Source organism: Candidatus Bandiella numerosa, assembly GCF_029981845.1.
Lineage (GTDB): Bacteria > Pseudomonadota > Alphaproteobacteria > Rickettsiales > Midichloriaceae > Aquirickettsia > Aquirickettsia numerosa.
In genome coordinates this window covers 999,002-1,022,492 of the sequence record NZ_CP104164.1, presented here as the reverse complement: position 1 = coordinate 1,022,492, position 23,491 = coordinate 999,002, and the positions used below count along the sequence as shown (strand labels likewise).

General features: G+C 30.0%; 17 protein-coding genes. 4 read left to right on the top strand and 13 right to left on the bottom strand.

Going from position 1 to position 23,491, the window contains the following annotated elements; all coding sequences use genetic code 11:
* Window positions 1-78: 78 nt before the first annotated feature.
* The gene (locus N3Z17_RS04785) at window positions 79-528 is read left to right on the top strand and encodes a helix-turn-helix domain-containing protein (RefSeq protein WP_282471589.1); all 450 of its coding nucleotides are present in this window, start codon (window positions 79-81) and stop codon (window positions 526-528) included.
* Here the strand turns inward: N3Z17_RS04785 and N3Z17_RS04780 are convergent.
* Together N3Z17_RS04780 and N3Z17_RS04775 are read right to left on the bottom strand one after the other, a co-directional pair.
* On the bottom strand, window positions 517-903 hold the full coding sequence (locus tag N3Z17_RS04780; protein WP_282471588.1) for a response regulator: 387 nt from the start codon (window positions 901-903) through the stop codon (window positions 517-519). The genes N3Z17_RS04785 and N3Z17_RS04780 overlap by 12 nt on opposite strands.
* Entirely contained in the window at window positions 900-3,581 is a 2,682-nt protein-coding gene (locus N3Z17_RS04775; RefSeq protein ID WP_282471587.1) for a sensor histidine kinase, read from the bottom strand. The genes N3Z17_RS04780 and N3Z17_RS04775 overlap by 4 nt, the downstream gene beginning before the upstream one ends.
* A gap of 157 nt (window positions 3,582-3,738) precedes the next feature.
* Between N3Z17_RS04775 and N3Z17_RS04770 the strand changes: the two genes are divergently transcribed.
* Window positions 3,739-5,220, top strand: a complete 1,482-nt coding sequence (locus tag N3Z17_RS04770) for a GNAT family N-acetyltransferase (protein WP_282471586.1) — start codon at window positions 3,739-3,741, stop codon at window positions 5,218-5,220.
* Here the strand turns inward: N3Z17_RS04770 and N3Z17_RS04765 are convergent.
* The 5 genes from N3Z17_RS04765 to N3Z17_RS04745 form a co-directional block, all read right to left on the bottom strand.
* Window positions 5,112-6,590, bottom strand: coding sequence for a hypothetical protein (locus N3Z17_RS04765; RefSeq protein WP_282471585.1), 1,479 nt, complete (start codon window positions 6,588-6,590; stop codon window positions 5,112-5,114). The two genes, N3Z17_RS04770 and N3Z17_RS04765, sit on opposite strands and share 109 nt — an antisense overlap.
* A gap of 110 nt (window positions 6,591-6,700) precedes the next feature.
* Window positions 6,701-7,666, bottom strand: coding sequence for a ParB/RepB/Spo0J family partition protein (locus tag N3Z17_RS04760; RefSeq protein WP_282471584.1), 966 nt, complete (start codon window positions 7,664-7,666; stop codon window positions 6,701-6,703).
* 4 nt (window positions 7,667-7,670) lie between these two features.
* The gene (locus N3Z17_RS04755) at window positions 7,671-8,669 is read right to left on the bottom strand and encodes a ParA family protein (protein WP_282471583.1); all 999 of its coding nucleotides are present in this window, start codon (window positions 8,667-8,669) and stop codon (window positions 7,671-7,673) included.
* A 481-nt stretch (window positions 8,670-9,150) separates the two neighbouring features.
* Entirely contained in the window at window positions 9,151-10,119 is a 969-nt protein-coding gene (locus N3Z17_RS04750) for a tyrosine-type recombinase/integrase (RefSeq protein WP_282471582.1), read from the bottom strand.
* Window positions 10,120-10,825: 706 nt separating this feature from the next.
* Window positions 10,826-11,494 carry a BON domain-containing protein gene (locus N3Z17_RS04745; RefSeq protein ID WP_282471581.1) on the bottom strand — a complete coding sequence of 223 codons (669 nt, stop codon included), beginning with the start codon at window positions 11,492-11,494 and terminating at the stop codon, window positions 10,826-10,828.
* A gap of 171 nt (window positions 11,495-11,665) precedes the next feature.
* On the opposite strand from N3Z17_RS04745, the gene N3Z17_RS04740 reads away from it, so the two are divergent.
* Window positions 11,666-12,181: an Hsp20/alpha crystallin family protein gene (locus N3Z17_RS04740; protein ID WP_282471580.1), complete on the top strand. Its 516-nt coding sequence runs from the start codon at window positions 11,666-11,668 to the stop codon at window positions 12,179-12,181.
* Window positions 12,182-12,261: 80 nt separating this feature from the next.
* Window positions 12,262-12,933 (top strand): protein-L-isoaspartate(D-aspartate) O-methyltransferase, encoded by a 672-nt coding sequence (locus N3Z17_RS04735; RefSeq protein WP_282471579.1) that lies wholly within the window; start codon window positions 12,262-12,264, stop codon window positions 12,931-12,933.
* Window positions 12,934-13,032: 99 nt separating this feature from the next.
* Here N3Z17_RS04735 and N3Z17_RS04730 read toward each other — a convergent pair whose 3' ends face one another.
* The 6 genes from N3Z17_RS04730 to N3Z17_RS04705 all read right to left on the bottom strand — a co-directional run bounded on the left by N3Z17_RS04730 (window position 13,033) and on the right by N3Z17_RS04705 (window position 23,438).
* A complete protein-coding gene (locus N3Z17_RS04730; RefSeq protein WP_282471578.1) occupies window positions 13,033-13,410 on the bottom strand; it encodes a type II toxin-antitoxin system VapC family toxin in 378 nt (125 codons plus the stop codon).
* Entirely contained in the window at window positions 13,407-13,643 is a 237-nt protein-coding gene (locus N3Z17_RS04725) for a type II toxin-antitoxin system Phd/YefM family antitoxin (protein WP_282471577.1), read from the bottom strand. The genes N3Z17_RS04730 and N3Z17_RS04725 overlap by 4 nt, the downstream gene beginning before the upstream one ends.
* A gap of 258 nt (window positions 13,644-13,901) precedes the next feature.
* Window positions 13,902-14,633 (bottom strand): hypothetical protein, encoded by a 732-nt coding sequence (locus N3Z17_RS04720; protein ID WP_282471576.1) that lies wholly within the window; start codon window positions 14,631-14,633, stop codon window positions 13,902-13,904.
* The gene (locus N3Z17_RS04715) at window positions 14,614-16,518 is read right to left on the bottom strand and encodes an AHH domain-containing protein (RefSeq protein ID WP_282471575.1); all 1,905 of its coding nucleotides are present in this window, start codon (window positions 16,516-16,518) and stop codon (window positions 14,614-14,616) included. Before N3Z17_RS04715 ends, N3Z17_RS04720 begins: the two co-directional genes overlap by 20 nt.
* A gap of 6 nt (window positions 16,519-16,524) precedes the next feature.
* A complete protein-coding gene (locus tag N3Z17_RS04710; protein ID WP_282471574.1) occupies window positions 16,525-16,851 on the bottom strand; it encodes a DUF6980 family protein in 327 nt (108 codons plus the stop codon).
* A complete protein-coding gene (locus tag N3Z17_RS04705) occupies window positions 16,848-23,438 on the bottom strand; it encodes a hypothetical protein (RefSeq protein WP_282471573.1) in 6,591 nt (2,196 codons plus the stop codon). The genes N3Z17_RS04710 and N3Z17_RS04705 overlap by 4 nt, the downstream gene beginning before the upstream one ends.
* Window positions 23,439-23,491 lie beyond the last annotated feature (53 nt).

Here is a 23,491-nt window from a genome sequence, read left to right as displayed (position 1 = left end):
TAATATATTTTTACCAAATTATTATTTTATTTGCAACAGATTTGTACCAATTTTAATATTATTTAAATAATTTTTTATATGACTATTGATATTTTACCATTTTTCTCTATTCGAATTAAAGATGAAATGGATAAACAAAATTTAACTCAATCAGAATTATCTGGCGTCTCAGGTATAACTCAATCTACAATCTCTAATGCTTTAAGAGGCAATCAGATAAAATCTTCTACTTTAGAAAGAATAGCATTAGCGCTTAATTTAAATCCTGAATATTTACTTAAGGAAGAATGTTTACAAAGAAAAATTGAATTAGATATCTCCAAATACAAGCTTTGCAGCAATATAGTTCTTAAACTTGTTGAATCTGAAAAAATACGAGTAGATAGCGATAAAATCAAATTTTTACAGGACCTATTATACAAAGCTATAAAATACGATAATCTTCCTCATGAACATGGTGAGAGCTTTGTTTTAGGCGTTATTCGTTATGGATTACATATTGGCACTTTTTTTTCTTTAGATAAATGAACTTAACAAATACTTATTGATTATATTTTCTAATTTTTCAAAGGAGTTTGTGTCATCTTTTTGTAAATATTCATCAATATCTCTATTTTTCAACGCATCAGATATTTCCTTTGAGTGTGTAGTGTTTGATAAAAGAATTTTAGCATTTACATGAAAATCTATTTTTTGAAATAACTCCAATCCATTTATATCTGACATGTTATAATCTGAAATAATAATAAATCTACAATCAATTTTATTATTATTTTTCCATATGAAAAATTCTTTTGCTGAAGTAAAAAATATTTTCTTTGTATTTAAATCATAAAAATAATCTTTAAAAAGCTGCAGAGTTGATGCATTATTATCTATAAATATAACTACATTTTTTTTCATAAATTAAAATTTGGAAATATTAATTTTATTTTAGTTCCAACTAAAGTAGTAGATTCGCATTCTATATTACCATTAATAGATTTCATTACGTCTTTACAAAAAATTAACCCTAGTCCGCTACCTGAATCACTTGAGGTGTTAAATGCCTCAAAAATTTTCTTTAGATCGCTCTTCATAATACCAGGCCCTTTATCCTCAAAAATTAATATATTCTTTTCTATATATATTTTTAACTTATTATTTTTATTGACTAAAGCATATTTTATAGCATTTTTTATAATATTGTGGAAACAATGTATCATATATAGTTTTGATCCATAAAAATTGATATCTGACTTACCTATATCATTAAAATCTATTAAACACTTATATTGCCCAGCTACTTCTTTTAATAACTCTTTAACTGAGCAGTAATCACTTTTACTTATTAATAACCCTTTTTTTAGTGAGAGCAATAAATTAGTAACTATATCACTCCCTATCTTTACTTTATCAGGACAATTATTTATCGTATCTCTTAAAATATTAAAATCCTTTTGATTAATTTCAAATATAATTTTTTTATTCTTATTTTGTAGTTTTAATTTTCTAAATATTTTTCTTATAATTTGAATTGAAATAGATACATCAGATAATGGGACTCTTACTTCATGAGCAATTTGCATCCCCATATATTTCACTTTATTAATTTGTTCTAATATACTAATCTCCTTGCTTCTTGAAAAAACTAGCCCTATTGCAATTGATATAAATAACGAATAGGCCAGTATGTAAATTTCTATTTCACTTAGCGCCTTATCATAAATGAAAAATGCATTTGTATACAAATATCCTAATCCTACTCCAATAAATACTAAAGCTAAAAACATTCTCCATGATACTAATATTGATAATAAAAATACCGAAAAGGAAATATTTACAACTCCTGATAAACTATTTGTTTCTAAGAAAAAAATAACTGTTGCTAACAAAGGAAGACATACTATTAGACTTACATACCAATATATTGCATAAAATCTCTTACTTAAAACACTTTGAAATTTATCCCTTGCTAAAAGTCCTAGGGTCAATAATCCACTTATTATTCTTAGTACTATGATATTTTTGTCTATAACCTTGGTTACCCACATAAAATATGAACTTGTGTACGTTACACAAAAGAAAATACTAAATTGTAAATATTGTTTTTGCGTTACCTCATATGCTTCATCTAATAATTGAAGTATTATTTTTCTTACTTTATACAAAACCTTTTTACATATATAAGGGATATTTATACTAATTATCCAAGTAAAAATTTGTTTAAACTTAGAGAAATATGAAATATCCTTCACTCCTAATACAAAATATACGCCATAAGTAATTAAGCATGAAATCTCAGCTATAAAACATGCCTCATACCCTAATTTATAATAATAACCAGATATTGCAAAAGCTACAGCACCTATGAGTATAGATAACCAATAAGTATTATTATTAATTTTAATTTTATATATTACAAAAAATAATGGTATACTGACGTATAAGTATATTAAGGTGTTCATTATAACTGACACATTTATTATATTATAATCTTGCATTGCTATCATAATTGCGAAAATCCCAAGCAATAGTGTATTGAACTTTACATTCTTAAGTTTGGTAGAGTTTCCAAGATTTTTGGTTAAAATAACCGAAGCTGTATTTAAAAAAGAATCAGCAGATGACATTGTAACTACAATAATACCAGAGATAGCTATACCACTAAACCCAATTGGTAATAAATTTTTTATAATAACTGGAACAACTGCCTTAGAATTTATATTAGGGTACAACACTAAAGCGGAAAAGGCTATGGCAATCAATACAAAAAGAAGTACAATCTTAAATAGTGCATATGTATAACTCATCTTTACAATATCACTTGGATTTTTAGCTATTAATAATCTATGTATTATAACAGGATAAATCAGAGAAAATGGTGTAGCCCAAAATATAAATAAAAATAAATGTTTTTTAAAATTATTATTTTCAAATATAACCGTGTATTTTTCTGGTAAGTTTAAAAATATTTCCAAAATTCCCCCTGCCTTTGATACACTAATATTTGCTATTATTGGAAAAGCTATAAATATCATTATAAATTGAAAAATATCGGTATTTGTCACAGCTTTAATGCCACCAATTAATGAATAAATAGTTATTATAGAACCCATTATAATTACTGATTGATCATAGCTAATATCAAAAAAAGTATTCGATAGATGTCCAAGAACTACTATTTGGGCTGCTATTGTGCCCAAACATTGAATACAACTTACAAAAGCAGATAATTTTTCTGCTTTGTTACCAAAATATCTTTGAATCATATCACTTGATGAAACCATACCATCAAATCTATTATCAAATTTAGGAGCTATAAATTTTGCCAACAAAATTATACCTACTATAAACCCTGTTGACGCAACAGCATATAATAATCCATGTTCATATATCTCAGCTATAGTTCCACTAGTACTTGCTCCACCAACCATAGTTGCTATTAAAGTAAAAGTAATGGCTATTAGGTTATATCTGTTTTTTGATAAGGCATAATCCTTAAAATTTTTAATTGATCTTGAAGCTAAAACGCCAATAAGAAGTGTTATTGATAAAAATATTATAACTATTTTTTGATCTAATGTTAGACTTTCCAACATACTATTTTTTTATTAATTAATAAGTACCCATGACTTTTTTGATCAATACTTAACATTTTATATACTTGTATTTATTTTATAAAAAATACAGTATATTTGTTTATAACATCTTTTTTATGTTTTATATTCGTTAAAAATTAATATTTATAGTATTGAAATGCCATCAAAAAAGCATTCTTTTTTAGTTGATACACAATTTTTTAGTAAACTAAATCCATCTGAACAAAGTCATGAAGTAACAATCAAAGTAGATACTCATAACAAGGTGGTTAAATCTTTTAGAATAGACCTTAAACCGCTTAAATATTCTGATATTGAAGAATATTATAAATTATATTCAGATCCCGCAGTTATGGAAAAATATTGCGAAGGTACACCAAGGGATAAAGAGCAAGTGGACAAATTAATGGGATATTATTTAGAACAAAAAGAACCAAGTTACTTTAGTATATTTAAAAAAGATTCCTCAAATTTTATTGGAACAATTTTTTTAACTTGTAGAAATCAAAATCCAGGGGAAATATTACTAGGGTATCTAATAAATAAAGAATATTGGGGAAATAATTATGTAAAAGAGGCTCTATATGGCTTATTATTTTGCCTTTTCCCCTTAACTAATCAAGATATATCTTTAATTACAGCTACTACAAGAGATGATAATCCAGCTTCTATAAATATTTTAGAAAAATTTAATTTTGTACGCGTAGAATCAGTTGAGAAATTTGGTCAAAAAAGATTAACTTATGAACTTGGTTCTAAAGAAGTGGTAAAATTGCACAAAAATATTGAAATATTTGATACCGACCCATTAAAAAAAAATTTAGGTATTATTTTCCTTACATCTTCTGAATTACTAGAAAATTCACATTTATATAAATATTTTTTAAAAGAGATTATTTCTCCCATTCTACCTTATCAAAGCCCTACTCAAATTGAACAGTTGCTTAAACTTATTCCACAGGAGAATTCTTATTGGATTACCACTCATTTTATTGTTTCTTCTTTAGGATATTTTGCTTTATCTAGTCAAAATCCTGGATTTTCTTTTTTATCTAAATTTTCTTCACCATTAATTAATGCTATTGGATATTCTTCTAAATTACTTATTTCTGATTTACACCGAAATCTCGCACAAGAAAGAATAAAAAGTAATTTTGATAATAATCTAGGATTTACTACGGATAGCTTCTTAGATAACTGCTTTTATGAAATTGCCTTATCTACTACTTCTGGATTTATATTCTCTTTACCTACTGCTTTATCTTTTGCTCCTTTTGGCTTATCTTATTCTGCATTTTCTACTATTTCCTCCTTTACTTCTTCTGCCGTTTCTTGTGCTTACTCAAATAAACTTCTTATTTCGCCAAGTGATATATCCATTTCTGCTAAGATCATTCCTTATATAGTTGATTCTATAGTTGCATTTTCTACTTTTAACTCTTTTTCTTTTCATTCTATCCATTCTTTAACTGAAGTTGCTCTTAATGTTAAAAAAATTTCTTTTATCGTTTCTTCTGTTGTCTCTGCTGATCATATAAGTAAATCTCTTATCGAACTTTCTCCTGATGAAACTTTTAAATACCTAGATTCTTTTTTTGGCTTTGAGCAAAATGTTGATTCTAACAACTCTGAATTATAATTTCTCTTTTCTTGTTTTTCCACTGAATTATTTATCATATACTCTTTTGTTTCCATTTTTTCTTCTATTTCTCTTAATATGTTTATTTTATCTGTATGATTAGTGATTTGATCTATTTCCCCTGCTTTTTCTCTTATTTTATTTCTCGCCTCCATTTTTGTTAATCCCAAATATTTCTTCATTACGTAGCTTTCATACAGACTTTCCCTCAGTACTTCATATTCGTTTGTTCTAAATATGCTGTGATATGATATGTGCTTTATAGCTTTCAATATGCCATATTCATCTTCTTTTCTTTCTGCTTGGTTTACTTTGACATATTCCTCAAATTCTCTTCTTTCTTTTGTTTCATCTATTTTGTGTTTTATATATTCTGATATTTTTTTATCCATTTTATTTACTACTTCCTCTTTCTTCTCTTCTATATTTTTTGTTACATTATTAATATCTAGCTCTCTATCTCCTACTCCATATTCTCCATTTAATATCTTTTCTATCGTTTCCTCTTTTATTAACCAGCCAAAAACTGCCTTAAAGTTATTCTTTGTTTTCTTTTCTCCCATTAGGAATTGACTACTATTTATTTTGCATGCATATTCCCTCCAATTATTTAGATCTCTACTAAATATTGTTTTATAAAGATTTAATAATATTTCTTGGTTCTTTTTATTACTATAAGCTTTGATTGGACTGATTGAATACTCAAATATTTTGTTCCATATGTACATCATTTTGTTTATTACTTCTTTTTCATTAGAGTTTATGCAATTTTCTTCTATTTTTTCCTTTAAAGCATTTTCTAATACAACATTATTCTTTTTATAAGAAGATTTATTTGTATAGTTATTCTTTGTTATTATGATTTGTTCATTTTGAACAGATCGATTTGTCGAGCCTATATTCGTATTTTTAGAGTCTAAGTTAGAATAAAAAATTGACTGTTGATTATTTAATAAAATGCTTTCATCAGGTTTATTTAAAGAAGATGGTTTTTTATAAAAATTATTAGGATTAAGTTCATTTATTTTATTAAAATTAATAGAATACCATTTAGTATGGTTCCATTTGTTAGCATTTATCTTTTTAGAGATTAGGATACCAGAATCTTCTAGGGATTTAATAGTTCTTCGTAAAGTAGATAATGACCAATAATTGAATTGTTTATGCCATTCATTTAAAGAATTATATATCCATTTCCCATGTAATCCAGCCATATTTCTACCGCACTTAGATAGCCAGTAGTTAATTTGATTAAGTAGAATAGATTCATTTCTTCCTACATATTTAGCTAAATCGCAAGAAAAAATGTGTATATGTGTATTAAAATTGTGGTGAAACTTTAAATTTTTTATCATAAGTGTTTTATTCATAGTTGATAAATAAGATCACTTAAGTTAGAATAGGCGTTGTAGTAGACTAACTTAAGGATTCAATTTGTATACAGTCCGGCAAGACTGTATACAAAGTCCGACTAGGCGGACTAATTGTTTAAAATATTTTTTAAGGTATTAATTAACTCATTATTATCATCTTCAATATTAATAGTATTCGATAACTGATTACGGCCAGTTTTAGTGAATTGAATACTAGTAATAGTTTTTTTGTAATATAGAAGAGAAAATATATGCTTTCCGTTTTGGTTATGAATTTTCTTTGTCATTTTTTTATCATTATTTATTTTTTTTAATACAGCAGACTCTAAACTTGATTTCCCAAATTTACCTTGACTAATTTTATCTCCTAACTCGATAATTGCTTTTTGATAAGCTTCTCCTTTCAATGAAAGTTGTTTAATTTTTTCAGCTAAAGAAGCCGATACTTTAGTGAAATTACCTATAGATTGATATACATTAATAGGTATATTTTTATACGAAAGAAGTGAAGATATATATTGTTTACTTTTATTTAGTTTGGATACTAAGTCAATTTGTCGTAAAATTTTGTTACTTATTAATTTTTCCAAACTACTTGCTCTAGCAAAATCAGATAGATTTTTTCTATTTTCATTCTCGGCTATTTGGATTAGTGCAGCGGTAGAATCGTCCAGCTCTTTCACTATAACCTTAAGTGGAATATTCGCTAGCATTGAGGCGCGCCACCTTCTTTCACCTGCGATTATCTCATATTTTTTTTCTATTCCTGGCTTGTTCTCCAATAATCTTACTATACAGGGTTGTTGTTGTCCTATTGTTTTAATATCATTAGCTAGTGCTTCAATATCTCCTAATTCTTCTTCTGGTCGATCATGAAATTTCCAGTTACTAACAAGAGATGGATTAATTTCCAAAACTACAGTATCACTAATGTCTGGAGAATCATATAAATGATATTTTGAATATTTTTTTATTGTTGTAGTATCATTTTTATTTTCGAGGTTTATATCATTATTTCTACTCAGAATATTATGTTTTTCAAAATAAGATGATATTTTTTTCTTTTTTGTCATTTTGCTAATTATTTAAAGATTTCCAAAGTTCTCCCATCAATTCATAATAATCTTCTGCTAAATTTGAAGTTGGATTATGTTCAATTGCGCTGATATTACATAATCTAGCCTCCTGACCAATTACACTTCTTCGTATAGGTAAAGAAAAAATATTTTTTTGATAATTATTAAGATATGATGCGTAAATATTTTGACTAATGATATTATTTTCAAGTAACGTTGGTATCATAAAATGATGCTCCCAATTTAATCTCATTGCTTTGCTGAAATTTTCAATTTCTTTTAAATTAGATTGTAAGGCCTCGAAGCACTCAATTTCACATGCAATAGGCATTATTAAGGAAGTAGAAGCTACTAAGGCATTTTCAATAAGGTCACTCCAACCAGGATTACAATCAAAAATAATAACATCATAGTTACTTAAATGAGTAATAACACGTTCTTTAAAAATATATTCTCTTCTATTTTCCACTCGCATTTTTTTGGTCATAAAATTTAAATCATGTGTCTCTGGAACAATGTCTAATGATGGCAAATCGGTTTTTATAATAATTTCAGATAACGAAGCATTTTCATATAAAAAATGAAAAAGGCCAAGATAAGGATTTTTATTTTTTATTTCATCCAGAGAATCTATTTTTTTTGTAGGTAAAGCATATCTAGTAATAGATTGTTGAAAATCTAACCCTATTATCAATATTTTTATATTGTTAATCGCAAGCATTCTTGCCATATTAAGTGCAAAACTAGTTTTAATGACCCCACCTTTTGGAGTATAAATACAAATCACATGTTGAGATTTTGCTTTGTTTAAGAAAGAAAATCTTTCACCTATTAAAGGAAGTTGCTTTGTTTCCCATTGTCTTACATTAATATTACCTCGATAGGCTCTTTTAGCCTGTGGTATTTCTCCTTTTTCTTCCGCATATATAATTGGTGCCTTACTACCATCTTTTAACTTAAATAACTTAGCAAGAGTATTAGTAGTCCAAGTTTTAGCCATTAAAATATTTTTTACCTTTTTTAGATTATATATCCTTTTTATATATAAAGAATAATAAATCAAGTTTTATTTTTTATCAACAAGGATGGAGTATTAAAATTGAATAAAAATGAGATAGAGAAATGTAGAGGGCATACTTATATTTTTTACCTTAGTATTTAATTATCACATAGATACAGATGTATTATATTGTAAAGTTTTTAAAATAACTAGGCCTGGTGGATAGCTGTAGAAACAGTAAGCTGAAATACTATAAGATAGGATAAAAGAAAGATATAGGGAAATTTTTTAATAATCACTTATATTTTAAAATAAATTTTACTTTGAAAATTATCACTACAAATAAAATCTTATCGTCCAATGATCTTGAGTATTAAATTTTATAAATTAAAATTATCTGGAATTTAAAAATAGGGGAGGGCGCTATGAAGAAAATAATTTAAAGTGAACCCCCAAACATGGAGTGAAAGTTAAGAGAAAATCAAAGATTAAGATTATGAGCGATGTTATCGATTTCATCTTGAGAAGGTTTGGTATAACGAAATATTTGGGAGATTGAGGCATTACCAGACATTTTTTGAGCAATATGGATGCCATGTTTATCTGTAATTCTTTTTAAAAAGGTATGCCTTAGCATATGAGGAGAAAGATGAAACTTTTCTTCATCAGGAAGTGTTAAAGATGCATGAGCGGATATCCTTTGGCAAATGTAGCGAATAGCTCTAGTAGAAAGTCTAACTCCATTTTTAGAGAAAATAGCCTGACTAGGTTGTGTAATACCTTGAGATAAAATATACTGATCTAGATATTTTTTAGGCTCATCAGGAATAGGTACCTTTTTAGTAAAAATATTACCTTTGCGTTTAACATGATGGAACCCTCTAGAGTGGTAATGAGAAAGGTTGAGAGAGACTAACTCAGCTTCTCTAAGGCCAGTGGCAAGAAGAACAGAAAATATAGTTATTTCTAGTAAAGGGTCTTGATTTTTTCTTATGCAGGAGTTCAAACGTTGCTCACAAGCCATCTTTAGGCGCATTACTTGTTTACTAGATAAACCATTCCAAAGAGGAGAGTCCTGAGTAATATTTCTAACACTTTCGAATGGAGAGCCAGCAAGTAGAGGCCTGTATTTAAGTAACCACTTAGAAAAATGTCGTAAGGAATCTAAGGCTCTATTAATGGTAGCAGGTTTAAAATTTTTTTCCTGAAGGAAGATTAAAAAATGCTTTGTGACGGAAGGAGTCCAGTTATCAATGAAATCTTTACCAGTATATTCAATAAAAAAAGAAATGAACTTAGATAAGTCATTTTTTCTAGCTATTTCAGTTGCTTTAGAAGAGCCAGAAACGATTATATTAAAATAAATATTAGCGTAATAAAGTAAGGTGTTGTTGTTATCATTTTTAATTGAGGTGAGGTCTGAATTATTCGGTAAAGATTTGGTAAGCATGAATGATTATCTAATTTGAGTTATTGCTAAATCAGTATCAAGTTGACTCCAAGTTGTATCAGCAGTATAGACAGGAAGGTTAAGATGAGAAGCGAGAGCTAGACAAGCTCTATCTGTAACGTCCAGCTTTAATAAAAACAAAATTCTGCAATCGTAGCAATTTTTTGTCCAGAAATAAATGCGTCTATAATTTTGTTATCCAGAATTAATTGCAAATAAGAAATTGATTTTCCAGAGTTAAATGCGACTATAAATTTAACTTGCCCTAGTTCTTTATTGTTTGCTAAAAGTAAAATTGCTGACTTATTTTTATCTAAATCCTAATCTATGGTAGAAAGTCTTAAATAAGCAATAGTTTTGCATTTTAATAACATCTAAACCCCCAAAGATTATAGCTTTCGAAGAAAATATAAAATCATCTATTAATTTATAGGAATTTATATGTTTTATGCAATAATTTTTATCGTATTTTTTAGATTATTTAAATGATCATTTTAATCAAATAATAACACCTTTTTTATCGATGACTTTCATCGAAAGATAAAAATATGGAAAATTTATAGTTGCATTTAACTCTGGACAACCAATTTCTTATTTGCAATTAATTCGGTCTCAAAAATGTTATTGTATGCAGTTCTATGTGTTTATGATTGCAGGTCGATACACAATGAAGATATTTATTAAATAAATATCTTCATGCGGAAACCTACCTTATAAATAATTGAGAAGTTACTACTTCAGTTACACCAGGTACAGCCCAAGCTGCATTTTCAGCTTCTCGATATTCATCTAAGCTTTTTACCTCGCCTTTTAAAGTCACTTCACTACCTTCAACTTCAACCTGGATATTATTTGCATCAATGCGAGCATTACGCTCAAATTCTTCCCTAATATTATCCATCACATCAACTGGACTAATATTAGCTAAAACATTTATTTCATTAATTACATATGTCACACCAGGTAAATTTTTAACAGCATCATAAGCTCTATTTTTCTGATAATAATGTTCAACCTCTCCTACCAGAGTAATGCAGCCTTTTTCTACAGCTACCTTAATTTTTTCATGAGGTATAAGTACAGTCCATCTTAAAGAATTAAGAGCAGCTTGAGCAATATCTACATCATTTTTTTCATTTATAGAAGATAAGTCTACTTCTATTTCATTAGCTACTCCTCTGACGCTTTCAATTTTTTCTACAGCTTCTTCTGCTATTTGTTTTTCAGCATAAGTTCCAACCTTACCTCCTAATACAACAATATTATCTATGCCATTTTTGTTTTTAATAGCTACTGTTATATCAGATTCATCTAGGCTTGGTTCAAACTTAAGTTTTGCCATAACTTTCGCGTATAGTTTGCTATTATATACCATGATAACCTCTAACTTATTTTTTGTCTCTAATTTGATGCTACCACAACTTTTTTAAGTTATACAATCCAATTAATAATAACTGCACAAATAATTTTAAAAACTTGCCTTTAATAAAAATGATATTTAGAATCAAATGTGGGGATGGTTTAAACAATAATATTGAGGTGTCAAATGAAAATGCAAGATTTAATACCAGTAAACTGGCTCAAGGACGAAGAAGGAGTATTAAAAAATAAGTCTTTGGGATTTTATACTCCTTTTCATAAAATGAGAAAGGAAATGGATCACATATTCTCCGACTTTTTAACTAATTATCACGAGTTTTGGCCGAGTAGTGAAGATGTTGGTAGTTTTTTTACTCCTAGATCAGATATTATTGAAACTAAAGATGAATACAAGATTTCTATGGACATGCCTGGAGTAGAAGAAAAAGATGTAGAAGTATCTTTAGATAATGGAATCTTAAAGATAATTGGCAAAAAAGAACATGAAAAAGAAACCAAGGATGCTAAAGTACATAGAATAGAGCGAAGTTACGGTAGTTTTAGAAAAACTATACAATTACCAGATAATGTTCTTAAAGATAAGGTAGAAGCTCATTTTAAAAATGGGGTATTAAAAGTAATTATTCCTAAAACTGAAGAGTCAAAACAAGAAGTAAAAAAAATAAAAGTAATTGCAGATTAACCTTTTATATGGCAAAGGAAGGAATTAATTTCCTTCCTAACTTTTGATACAGTTTACTTAATTGCAGGGGGAGTAGAGTAATGGACAATTATTATTCACATACACAAGAATTAGATATTCATCAGCAAAAAAAAGAGCTGGTAGATCAGTTAAAAAAAGGTGGGGTTGAAAGTCCAAAAGTACTTGAAGCTATATCTAAAGTTCCAAGAGAAGAATTTATTCCGCAAAATTTAAAAATGCACGCATATGAGAACAGACCTTTATCAATAGGTTATGGACAAACTATTTCTTCACCAGAGATTGTTGCGTATATGGTACAGACAGCTAATTTAACAAAAGAAAGTAAAGTGCTAGAAATAGGTACAGGCTCAGGTTATCAAACAGCAATATTGAGTTTATTATGTGATAAAGTATTTAGTATAGAAATAATTCCCGAGTTAGTTGAATCAGCTAAAAAAATTTTAAAAAAACTTGGATATTATACCGATAAAAATAATATAGAAATTCAGGTAGGTAGTGGATATTTAACAAAATATAAGGATAGTTCTTTTGATGCAATAATAGTTACAGCTGCGCCACCTACTGTACCAGAACATTTGAAAAAACTATTAAAAGTTAATGGGAGACTAATAATTCCTGTAGGAGATGGTTTATATCAACAAGAATTATTAAAAATTATAAAGCATGAAAATGGTAAGTTTACTGAAGAGAGGTTATTGGCTGTAAGATTTGTTCCCATGGTGAAGTCATGACATATATTAAAGTGGATAATCAAGAAATAGAAATTACACAAAGTATATTACACCCTCTCTATTAAACGGCCGTTTGTTTTTTATAATTACACCCCATATTCACCATGTAGCTTTTTCATAATTATTCAAAATAGTTTGGTCTGCTGTAATTAAATAGCAATTTCTCATTTGTGATGTTGCCACAATGATTCTATCAAAGGGATCTCTTGTCCAATTAAGCTTCATTGCTAATTTTATAACAGTATCAAAAGTAACTTCTTCAACAACCAATCCAACTTTTTCAGCCAAATAACCTATTATTATATCTGGCTCTTCATTAACTCTCTTTATTTCTTTTAAATATTGTAATTCTAATCTTACTATTGGAGATATAGCCAGATCATTTTTGTTAATCAAATTTTTAATTTTCGGGCTGAATTTTTTCTCAAGCTTATCGTATAGCCACAAAATTATATGTGTATCCAGATGATATGTCATTTTTCGCTTTCTTCTGACCACTGGTAGCATTTTTCAGAAATTAATAAATCAGGATCACAGGTTATACTGCCGTGTTTTTCCAAATTATCAAATTTGCTGCGTATTTCGTCATCAAGTATTATTTTAACTTTATGTCCTTTGCGCTCAATTGTTATGGGAATTCCCGTGTCTATTACTCCGTCAATTATATTGTATATGTTGCCTCTAAAATTAGTAATTGTTAATTTTGACATATCATTTGTATTGCCATTTGTATTGCATGTTGTACTTGTATACAATATGCGTAGTACGTACGTGTGTCAAGCGAAAATATTAAAATCTCAAAACCCATCTTGACCACTTAATTATAGCACTTTGATTTAGAGATGAGTTTATTCATGATATTACGGGGTTTGCAGTGAGTGTGCAAAAGAGGGTAGGGCAACTCTTGAAAACCATCGTTTTTTATATTATCTGTTCATCAATCAATTGGTTCCTGTATGCTTTTTTATCTACTTCTCAGGACTCGTTTCTTCATGATTATCCTTCTCATTTTCATTAGGGTTTTTTGTACGATGGATATTTTTATGTTCATCACTATGGTTAATTGAAGTTTCATCTAAAAAGAAATGACTAGTTCCATATGTATTTTTAAACTGCAATCCTACTAGCTTTTCTTTTTTTATCACCAGCCTTAGCTTTTCTGAGCCAAAAAATTGCAATTTATCCACAGCTATATTTTTATTATTCAATCCGTATTTATTATAAAAATGAGTTTTATAATTAACGTGAGAAGTCTTGAAAGGTAGTTGATTTTTAGAAATTACAGATTTTTCAGGAAGAAATATGGGCAATTCATTTAAAGGGTTAATCAAAGTATACTCCTCTATATAACTACCATCAGGCAGCAATATTTTAACAGGAATAGCTTGAAATTCTCCTGGTGCTTCCTTTTCCAATAATTTTAGAGCTTTTTTATTTGCTATTGGTGATACACTTTGTGGTAAAAAATCCCATTTCATCACATAATCTCTATTTGCATACTTTCTGTGCTTATCAGCATATTTACCTTCATGTTCAACATAAAAATAAACACATTTTTTCTCACCTAAATTTATATATTGACCTTTGGTAAAATCCAGTCTATTAACACCGCTTTTATCTTCATCGTACATTACATGAAAATATAATGGCGCTCTACCATCTTTAGATAAAAACCATGCTCTATTTTCTACCTTTGTCATCTGACCACTCCCTCATATTTTTGTTTAATGCTCTGTTGCCAGATTTTAGATTTGATCTTTCTTCTTTTAATATGGATTCAAGTGTTTGTTTATATTGAGCTTGATTCCAATTCTCTTCTTGTCCGCTCTTTAAATACGTATCCATTTTTCTAGCCAATTCCCCACTCACATCATCCCAATGCCTACCTTTATGAATTGATCTGGTCGCATGATGCTCGGGTTCTGTTGGTAAAAATATTTTATTATCTCTTGATTGTGGATTTATGCCTGCTTTCTCAAATAACTTCATTACTTCTTTTGTTGCCTCATTTTTATCACTAATGATGTGATGATCTTGAAATTTTTTTCCATCAATTTCATATTTATAAATAATAACTTGATCAATATCATTTATTGGGAACACTTCTATAGTGGCTTCTGGTGCAACAGGAGTAAATCCTGGTAACGGCTCTTGCTTATCTGCCTCTGGATATGTCTCTATAGTTGGTTTATTGTTATTGTTAATTGGAGTGCCTGGTATAGGAGGTATCTTTTCTGGAATAGGAGTGCTAATCACATGTTCTTTCCCAGTTTCATCAACCATAATTGATGGATTGACAATGTATTCTATTCCCTTCTCTTTAATTATCTGATTATTTTGCTTTAATTGCTGATAATTAGCATCATCAATTATAACAGCCTGACTATTCGATGCTATCAACATTTTTTGTCCTAAGCCCACTTGCGTTATAGGTTTCTTTAAATCAAATTGACTACCTATACTCTTTTCAAACAAATTAATACCCACTTGATAACTTGGCTTATTTTTTATCGCATCCTGTAATTTACTGCTTATTACCGCTGCTCCACCTAACAATAATGCTGCACACCATGGATTGATTAAACATGCGCCTATAGCTGCAGGCACTACTGCCTCTGCTTTTGGTATAAATATATCTAATATACTAAATTTATCCTGATTCTTTATCTCTTCTGCCAGTTTATTTTGCCCTGCTTCTGACATCATATTTATTTCTTCTAAACTTTTTCTTAATAAATATTTTGCCTCTGTCTTCTCATTTGAACTTATATCTAAACTATCTATTCTTTTCTCCATCGCTTGTACTGGATTTAATTTCTTATTATCAGTACTTGCTTTTTCCTCATTTAGTTTGCCATTATCTCCTTGGCTTGGATCATCTTGTCTGTTATCCTGCTTTCCACCATCTTGTATATTGTCACTTTTCTTAGCAGTGTTTTTCTTGCCCTTTATTTCTTTGCTGGATTTTTTATCTTCATGCTCTTTATTAACTTCTTTTTTCTTAAATTCCTCATCTATCTCTTTTATCTTTTCCTTTGGTAATAAGTCATTTATAACCTTCTCAACCTCACCAATAGCACTCATAAAGCTTGTTGCAATGTTCTCAAAGAACTTTCCAGATTTTAGGTTTTCTATTGCCTTTTTCTTTGTCTCCTCATCAAGTACGCTAAACTTTGCTCTTATTGTTTCTATTTTATAGTCATAATCAAAGCTACTTGTTTTACTTACATCTCTATTTGCTTTTTCTATCTCACATACTTTACCAATACCACTCTCTGTGCACCTAACTTCTCCCTTACCAATTGTTGCAAATGTATAGCCATCTCCATCCCTTCCTCCAAACACCACTCCGTACTTATAGCTTTTACTAATTAAATCCTGAGTGCGTCTCTCTTCACTCATATATGTGTTACTATACTTCGCTTCATCGCTCCTACTCAGAATGTAATTATCTTCAGCTAACCTTATCTTGCCATCACTTCCCTTATTACCAGTAATATAATCTATACTTGTTCCAAGCGTATATCCCTCATCACTGTCATATACATGTTTTACGATATTTTCTTGGCAGGATTCTCTATGCATTATTTATCACAACCCTCGCTTCTTCCACCATTCATCTGTTTTGAATTCTGGTGGTACCTTTTCTCTTTCTTTATCGCTTGGATCCACTATTCCATATTCTTTTTCAAGTATATCAAACCATTCATCTGATAATTGTTTTGGTAGCTTAGCTCCACACCACGGACAATAATAGATATCACTTAACATCACTCTATCTCTTTTTTCTTTTTCTTCACAAAAATATACACTATATTCTCTCCATATATAATCATATACTACTGTGTGGTCGCGTAAAATTTTATCCTTAATTAATTTGGCTTCCTTTGCCATTTTTTCACAACAATATTCTTTCATTTTAATATATTTTTTAATATTTTATTTATCTGCATATCTCCCGTTCTATATTGTTTACCGGTAACAGGGTCGCGAGAACCAATATACCTACCCTTATTATCATAAACTTCAATATCTTTATGAAATTTATCCCATCTATAATATTCTTTTTCTTTTCCTTTTAGCCCATTTGTTCTGAATTGATCTTTAAAGTTTTCTGTCTTTTTCCAAACAGGGCTTTCAGGTTTTTTACATTCATATCTACCTGAACCATCTTGTTTTTTAAATTTCTCATATTGCTTTAGACCATCATCCTCATCAGGATCAAAATCAAAGTCATCAGGGTCTGGTGTGCCAGTAGCTGCAGCACTTCCTTGTTTTAAATGAGCTGTCTTCTGCTTGCCAATATCATCCTTTTCAAACAAATTAATACCCACTTGGTAGCTTGGCTTATTTTTTATCGCATCCTGTAATTTACTGCTTATTACCGCTGCTCCACCTAACAATAATGCTGCACACCATGGATTGATTAAACATGCGCCTATAGCTGCAGGCACTACTGCCTCTGCTTTTGGTATAAATATATCTAATATACTAAATTTATCCCGATTCTTTATCTCTTCTGCCAGTTTATTTTGCTCCGCTTCTGACATCATATTTATTTCTTCTAAACTTTTTCTTAATAAATATTTTGCCTCTGTCTTCTCATTTGAACTTATATCTAAACTATCTATTCTTTTCTCCATCGCTTGTACTGGATTTAATTTCTTATTATCAGTACTTGCTTTTTCCTCATTTAGTTTGCCATTATCTCCTTGGCTTGGATCATCTTGTCTGTTATCCTGCTTTCCACCATCTTGTATATTGTCACTTTTCTTAGCAGTGTTTTTCTTGCCCTTTATTTCTTTGCTGGATTTTTTATCTTCATGCTCTTTATTAACTTCTTTTTTCTTAAATTCCTCATCTATCTCTTTTATCTTTTCCTTTGGTAATAAGTCATTTATAACCTTCTCAACCTCACCAATAGCACTCATAAAGCTTGTTGCAATGTTCTCAAAGAACTTTCCAGATTTTAGGTTTTCTATTGCCTTTTTCTTTGTCTCCTCATCAAGTACGCTAAACTTTGCTCTTATTGTTTCTATTTTATAGTCATAATCAAAGCTACTTGTTTTACTTACATCTCTATTTGCTTTTTCTATCTCACATACTTTACCAATACCACTCTCTGTGCACCTAACTTCTCCCTTACCAATTGTTGCAAATGTATAGCCATCTCCATTCCTTCCTCCAAACACCACTTCGTACTTACTTATCTTGCCATCACTTCCCTTATTACCAGTAATATAATCTATACTTGCTCCAAGCGTATATCCCTCATCACTGTCATATACATGTTTGACAAATAACTCACCGACTGTAAGTACTAAATTACCTAGGTCTGTATACTTACCATCATCACCAATTTGAGCATTTGTTATCATTGCTCCGTTTAACTCAAGCGCATGTGCCACTATCACAGTTGCATCCTTATACCCAATAAGCTCTGTTAGTTTTCCTACTACATTTCTCTTGCCATTACTTAGCTCAAATGATCCACCTAATGAATGTGATACCTTTTTACCCCATCCTATTGATAATCCAAAACTTTTCCCACTGCTTTCTTCTAGCTCTTTTACGGATTCTAGTATCAAACTCTTAAAGCTTGCCTCAAGTGATGTTGCTGTAATTGATGCTCCCCTTATATCTGCATGCCCATTGACCTTTAACACTAATCTATTTGTTACATGTATCTGGGCATTGATTGGCACAATCTCATCATTACTTAGCTTTCCTGTATTGCCACTTACACTTGAACCAATAGTTCCACTCGTTCCAACTTGTATATTTATCCCACCACCTTGTGATTTACTGTGAAATTCGTTATTTGCTGTATTAATTGTTAATTTATTTGTATTAAAGTATGCATCATATGCCTGTATCTGTGTTGATTTTAATCTCAGCTCTTCACTTGTACTTTCATATGTACCTTCTTTTAACTTCCCGTCCTCTTCGTGTCCCACTTCTATTTTAGTAAATCTCACTATTCTGCTGTCTAATTCACTGCTACTTTCTTGGTAACTTGCGCTTATCCATACTCCTCCTTGGAATAATCCACCTCCTGCTGCAAGTCCCATCAGTGTATTATATGCATCCCATGCCGCAAATGCTGTGTTAATTACTCCTTCCTTCCCTCCTTGCCTTAAGCCTTTATCTATACTTTTACCACTTTCTATGAGTCCTGCAATGCTATTTTGTATTCCTAATTTTAATCCCAAAAACCCTTCTACTTTCCTTTGGCTATGGGTTTTAGTATCATATACCACATCATGTATTTCTAATTTTGACCTTGTTATTAATTTCTTCTCAGCCTTTATATATGCTCCTTCTGTATAGATAGTTTCATCTGTATCGAGTGTTATAAAATGCCCTATTAAACTTGAGATTCCTTGTATTTCTTCCGATATGGTTTCCCTACTTTTACTTATCTTAATTCCAAGCCCAACACTTTGCTCTCTTGAATTTGAAGTAAATGTAAATCCTATTCCTTTTTTATCTACTGCTGCATAACTAAAATCTAAATTTGGAGCTGCTACAAGCTTTATCCCCTTAGGTGCTTTTATTTCTATTCTTTCAGCTTCAACACTACTTGCAAGTTGCAACCATCCTCCACTTCCATATCCTATAAATGTTGCGCATGTTCCATCTAATGCTTTTACTCTCCCTTCTTTATCTTCTAGCTCGTTACAGTTATTATTTATCTGAATTATTGTGGGTATAATTCTCTCTGTAACTGCTTTTCCAACATATTCCTTACTTCTTATTACATAGTCACTTTCTTCCCTTTCTTCTTTTATTGCTATATCTTTTCCAGGTAATAAACTTATCAATCCAACAACATCACCTGATCCTGTTTTAATCTCCATTGAGCTTGTTGTTATAAGTGCAGCTCTTATTGCTGTATCTTCTAATGATCCAAATAATACTTTCTTAGCTGCGTTTATTATAGGCCTTATAACGTTCGTGATGCTACTATAAGAATAGCTCTCGCTACTAAATACGAACCAACTATCATCAGAATATCTTTCTCTGATATATTTATTTGCAACCGCTTCTATTACATTTTTTCCTAACTTAGCTTCTAATTCAAATTCTCCTCCAGCTTTAATAACCGGTGAATATAAATAATTACCATTATTACTTACTATTTTTATATCTCCTCTTGCCATAATTTTAGCAAGTTCATATTCTAAACTCTCAGTTCTACTATAGCCATCATCCCATGAATAATATAACTTATTATATATTGCAGCTGGAATGACTATTACCTTATCTTCAGACTCTATCGCTATGTTATCAGCTTTTATCTCTCCTCCCTTAATACCTATACTTCCTTTAGAATTTACTTTAAAGCTCCCAGTTAAATCTATTTCTGGTTTATTCAATGGAATATAATTCACCATATATGAATTACTAGTATATTGTTCGACTACTTTTACTAGCATCTCCATAATAAAGCTACCTCTAGCTTCTATACTTAAACTTCCTTCTCCTCTTATTTGATTAAGTTGATAAATATTTCTTGCCTCTATGAATGTATTGTCAATGGAATCTATCAACCCTCCATTAAACACATCTTCATCAATCATTAACTTTGTATCCTTAAGTGCTATTGTTGCACTACTATAGCCATCCTTAAGTATTTCTTCTGTAACATATAGCCTGAGTGACCATACCATAATTCCATTTATATTTTCTTTTACTGGCCACAGTATTGCATTTACTAATTCACTTTGCTGCCACCGAGTTAGTTCTATTCCTGGTATTAACCCTAAATCCTTTTTAGCTTCAACTGCATTTCTAAGTAATTGATCAAATTCTTCATCATCATTCTTTTTATGATTCCATATATATGCTTTACCTAACTTATCAAAGATTGCTCTTTTTAATACCTCATGTTCGTAATCCGGATCTGCTAATATTTTTATTATAGTATCTGTGCTATATCCCAACTCTTTCAACAAATATGCTGTCCCTTTTTTACTCACTCCTGGAAGCTCAAATATACTTTCAAATACATAATTAGCTATTAATCCACTACTTGTAATTAATTCTATTCCTTCGTTATTTGCACAGCTATCTGTGCAATAACTACTGCCTATTGCCAATTGACTTGGCGTGTTTACTTTATAAATTCCAGGATTATATTGCTCAAAAAAAGATCTTAAAAAACTTGCTTCTAAATTACCTTTATTTCCAAAATTAAACGCATTATCTAATCTTATCTCATATCCCTCTTTTCTAAGATTGTTCATCATATCCACTGCTGCCAGTTTAAAACCTTCGATCTCCTGTGATTTAAAATCATAAGGCACTAATGCATTGTTATTATCGTTAAATTGATCTAATAACTTCGGTAAATTACTTTTTGCCACTGCATAATTTGCAAGCCCAACCAATCTAGCTCCTTCAACATCTGTAAATACTACAGTTGATGGGTAAGATTTATATGTAAAGCTATGTTTTTTTCCTGTATTACATCCAGAAAGCTCTGTCCCATATTTACATGCTTCATCTCCCTCCCACATATACTTTATTCCATCATTTCCTTCCTTAGTTATATAGATATCAGCACTCTCATAATATGTCCTCGATGACAATTCATCAATACTATTGGAACGAAATCTTTTTTCATCTACGCACTCGAATTCTAAAACAAAATTCTCTATTTTCCCTGCACTCTCTACTCCTCTTAAAAAAAGCACAGTATTAACTTTTATACTAGCTCCCGCTAATACCCCCCATATATTATAGGAATGCCAATGTTCTTTAACCATTAGACTTCTGGCAATATTTTCTACTTTTAACTTAGAAACTTTATCTAAAATGCTATTTACATAAAATAAACTACCCTGATTGAATAAAATCTCATTTTTCAACTTTATGTTACTAGATTCAATACGAAATATTGAGGCCTTAACATGGCTAATTGATTGTATTTGTGGATTAATAAGTAAATAATACCCAGTATCATATTCTTTTGCATAAGAAACTAATCTACATACATAAAGCTTTTCATTAAACCCCTCTTCTCTTACAATATTTTCTATCTTATTGACATTTAGTGTTAACTCCTCCCCAGTTATTATTATACTTGCTGCATAGTTTCTTAGTAAACTTATGTTTCCAACTTGGCTGTTTCCAATATATACTTTCCCACCTAACTTAATCCGTGCATTCTCATTATTATGGATCTCTCCATTTACTCCCATTCTTATATTGCTTGAAGCTTCTCCTACTATTATGGCATGATTTATCAATACATCTTTAATGTTAAGTACCCCTCTTTGATAATATATAGCTCCACTATTTATTAACTTTGAACTCTCTATTTGAAGGCCATTTACACTACTTATCTTTGCGCCTGCCTGGTTAGTAATGGAGTTTGCTGTTATCTTAATATTATCCTTACCACTAATCACTCCATTCTTTTCATTCTCTATTTTGCCATTAATTCCCGTTCTTATATTACTTGAAGCCTCTCCTACTATTACTCCATTGTTAACTAACGCATCCTTAATATTTAGTTCTCCCTCTTTGTAATATATAGCTCCACTATTTATTAACTTTGAACTCTCTATTTGAAGGCCATTTACACTACTTATCTTTGCGCCTGCCTGGTTAGTAATGGAATTTGCTGTTATCTTAATATTATCCTTACCATTTATCACCCCATCCTTTTCATTATCAATCTTACCATTTAGCTCAAGCTTGATACTAAAATCTACTCCACCTTGTATCTTACCACTATTTACTAACTTCTCTCCATTACCTTTTAGTAAAATACTTCCTATGCCTTCAACGCCTATTACTCTTTTATTTATTAAATAGCCCTTCTCTATTTCTAATTTAAAATCCTTCCCTGACCATATATGTCCATTACTATTTACATTACAATCTAATAGACTTATATCTATATCCCCTGATTTACTTATAATTGAACTACCTTTATCCAAAGTAATACATTTACCGTTGTAGTTAAGATAATTCTGGACTATTATCTTGCCTTTTAAATGAGCATCATAACTGACGCTTTTAATCATTACTTCATGACTTATTAATTCTGAATTTTCAGCTAGATTTAACAACACCTCTTCCACATCTAGCCTTCCTATTACATTCTTCCGTTCTAATCGCACTTTCCCTTTTGTAATCAACAACTTTTCTAACGTTACATCCTTAATCCATCCTAATTTATCCGCTATACTATTTGGCCTTATAACCAATTCATCTATTTTTTCTGTACTTGTTACTTGAAACTTATAATTACCCTTAAAATCTAATGTGACTTTTCCTATATTCTCCAGTCCTAACTTGCCTCTAATTACTACATTATCTTGTGTAAAATGTAGTATAATTTCTTTGTGAACATCGTTATAGATCTCCAATTCACCTATACACCTTCCATCTATTACCTTTTCTGCAACTCCTTCTGTATTTAGATCACTATTACTTATCGAATACAAATGATCAGATACCGTACTGCACTCTAGAAATTCTATACCTGGCATTAATTATTCCATATAAATTTTTACCCTAAAATTTAATCCAGTCTAAATCAAAC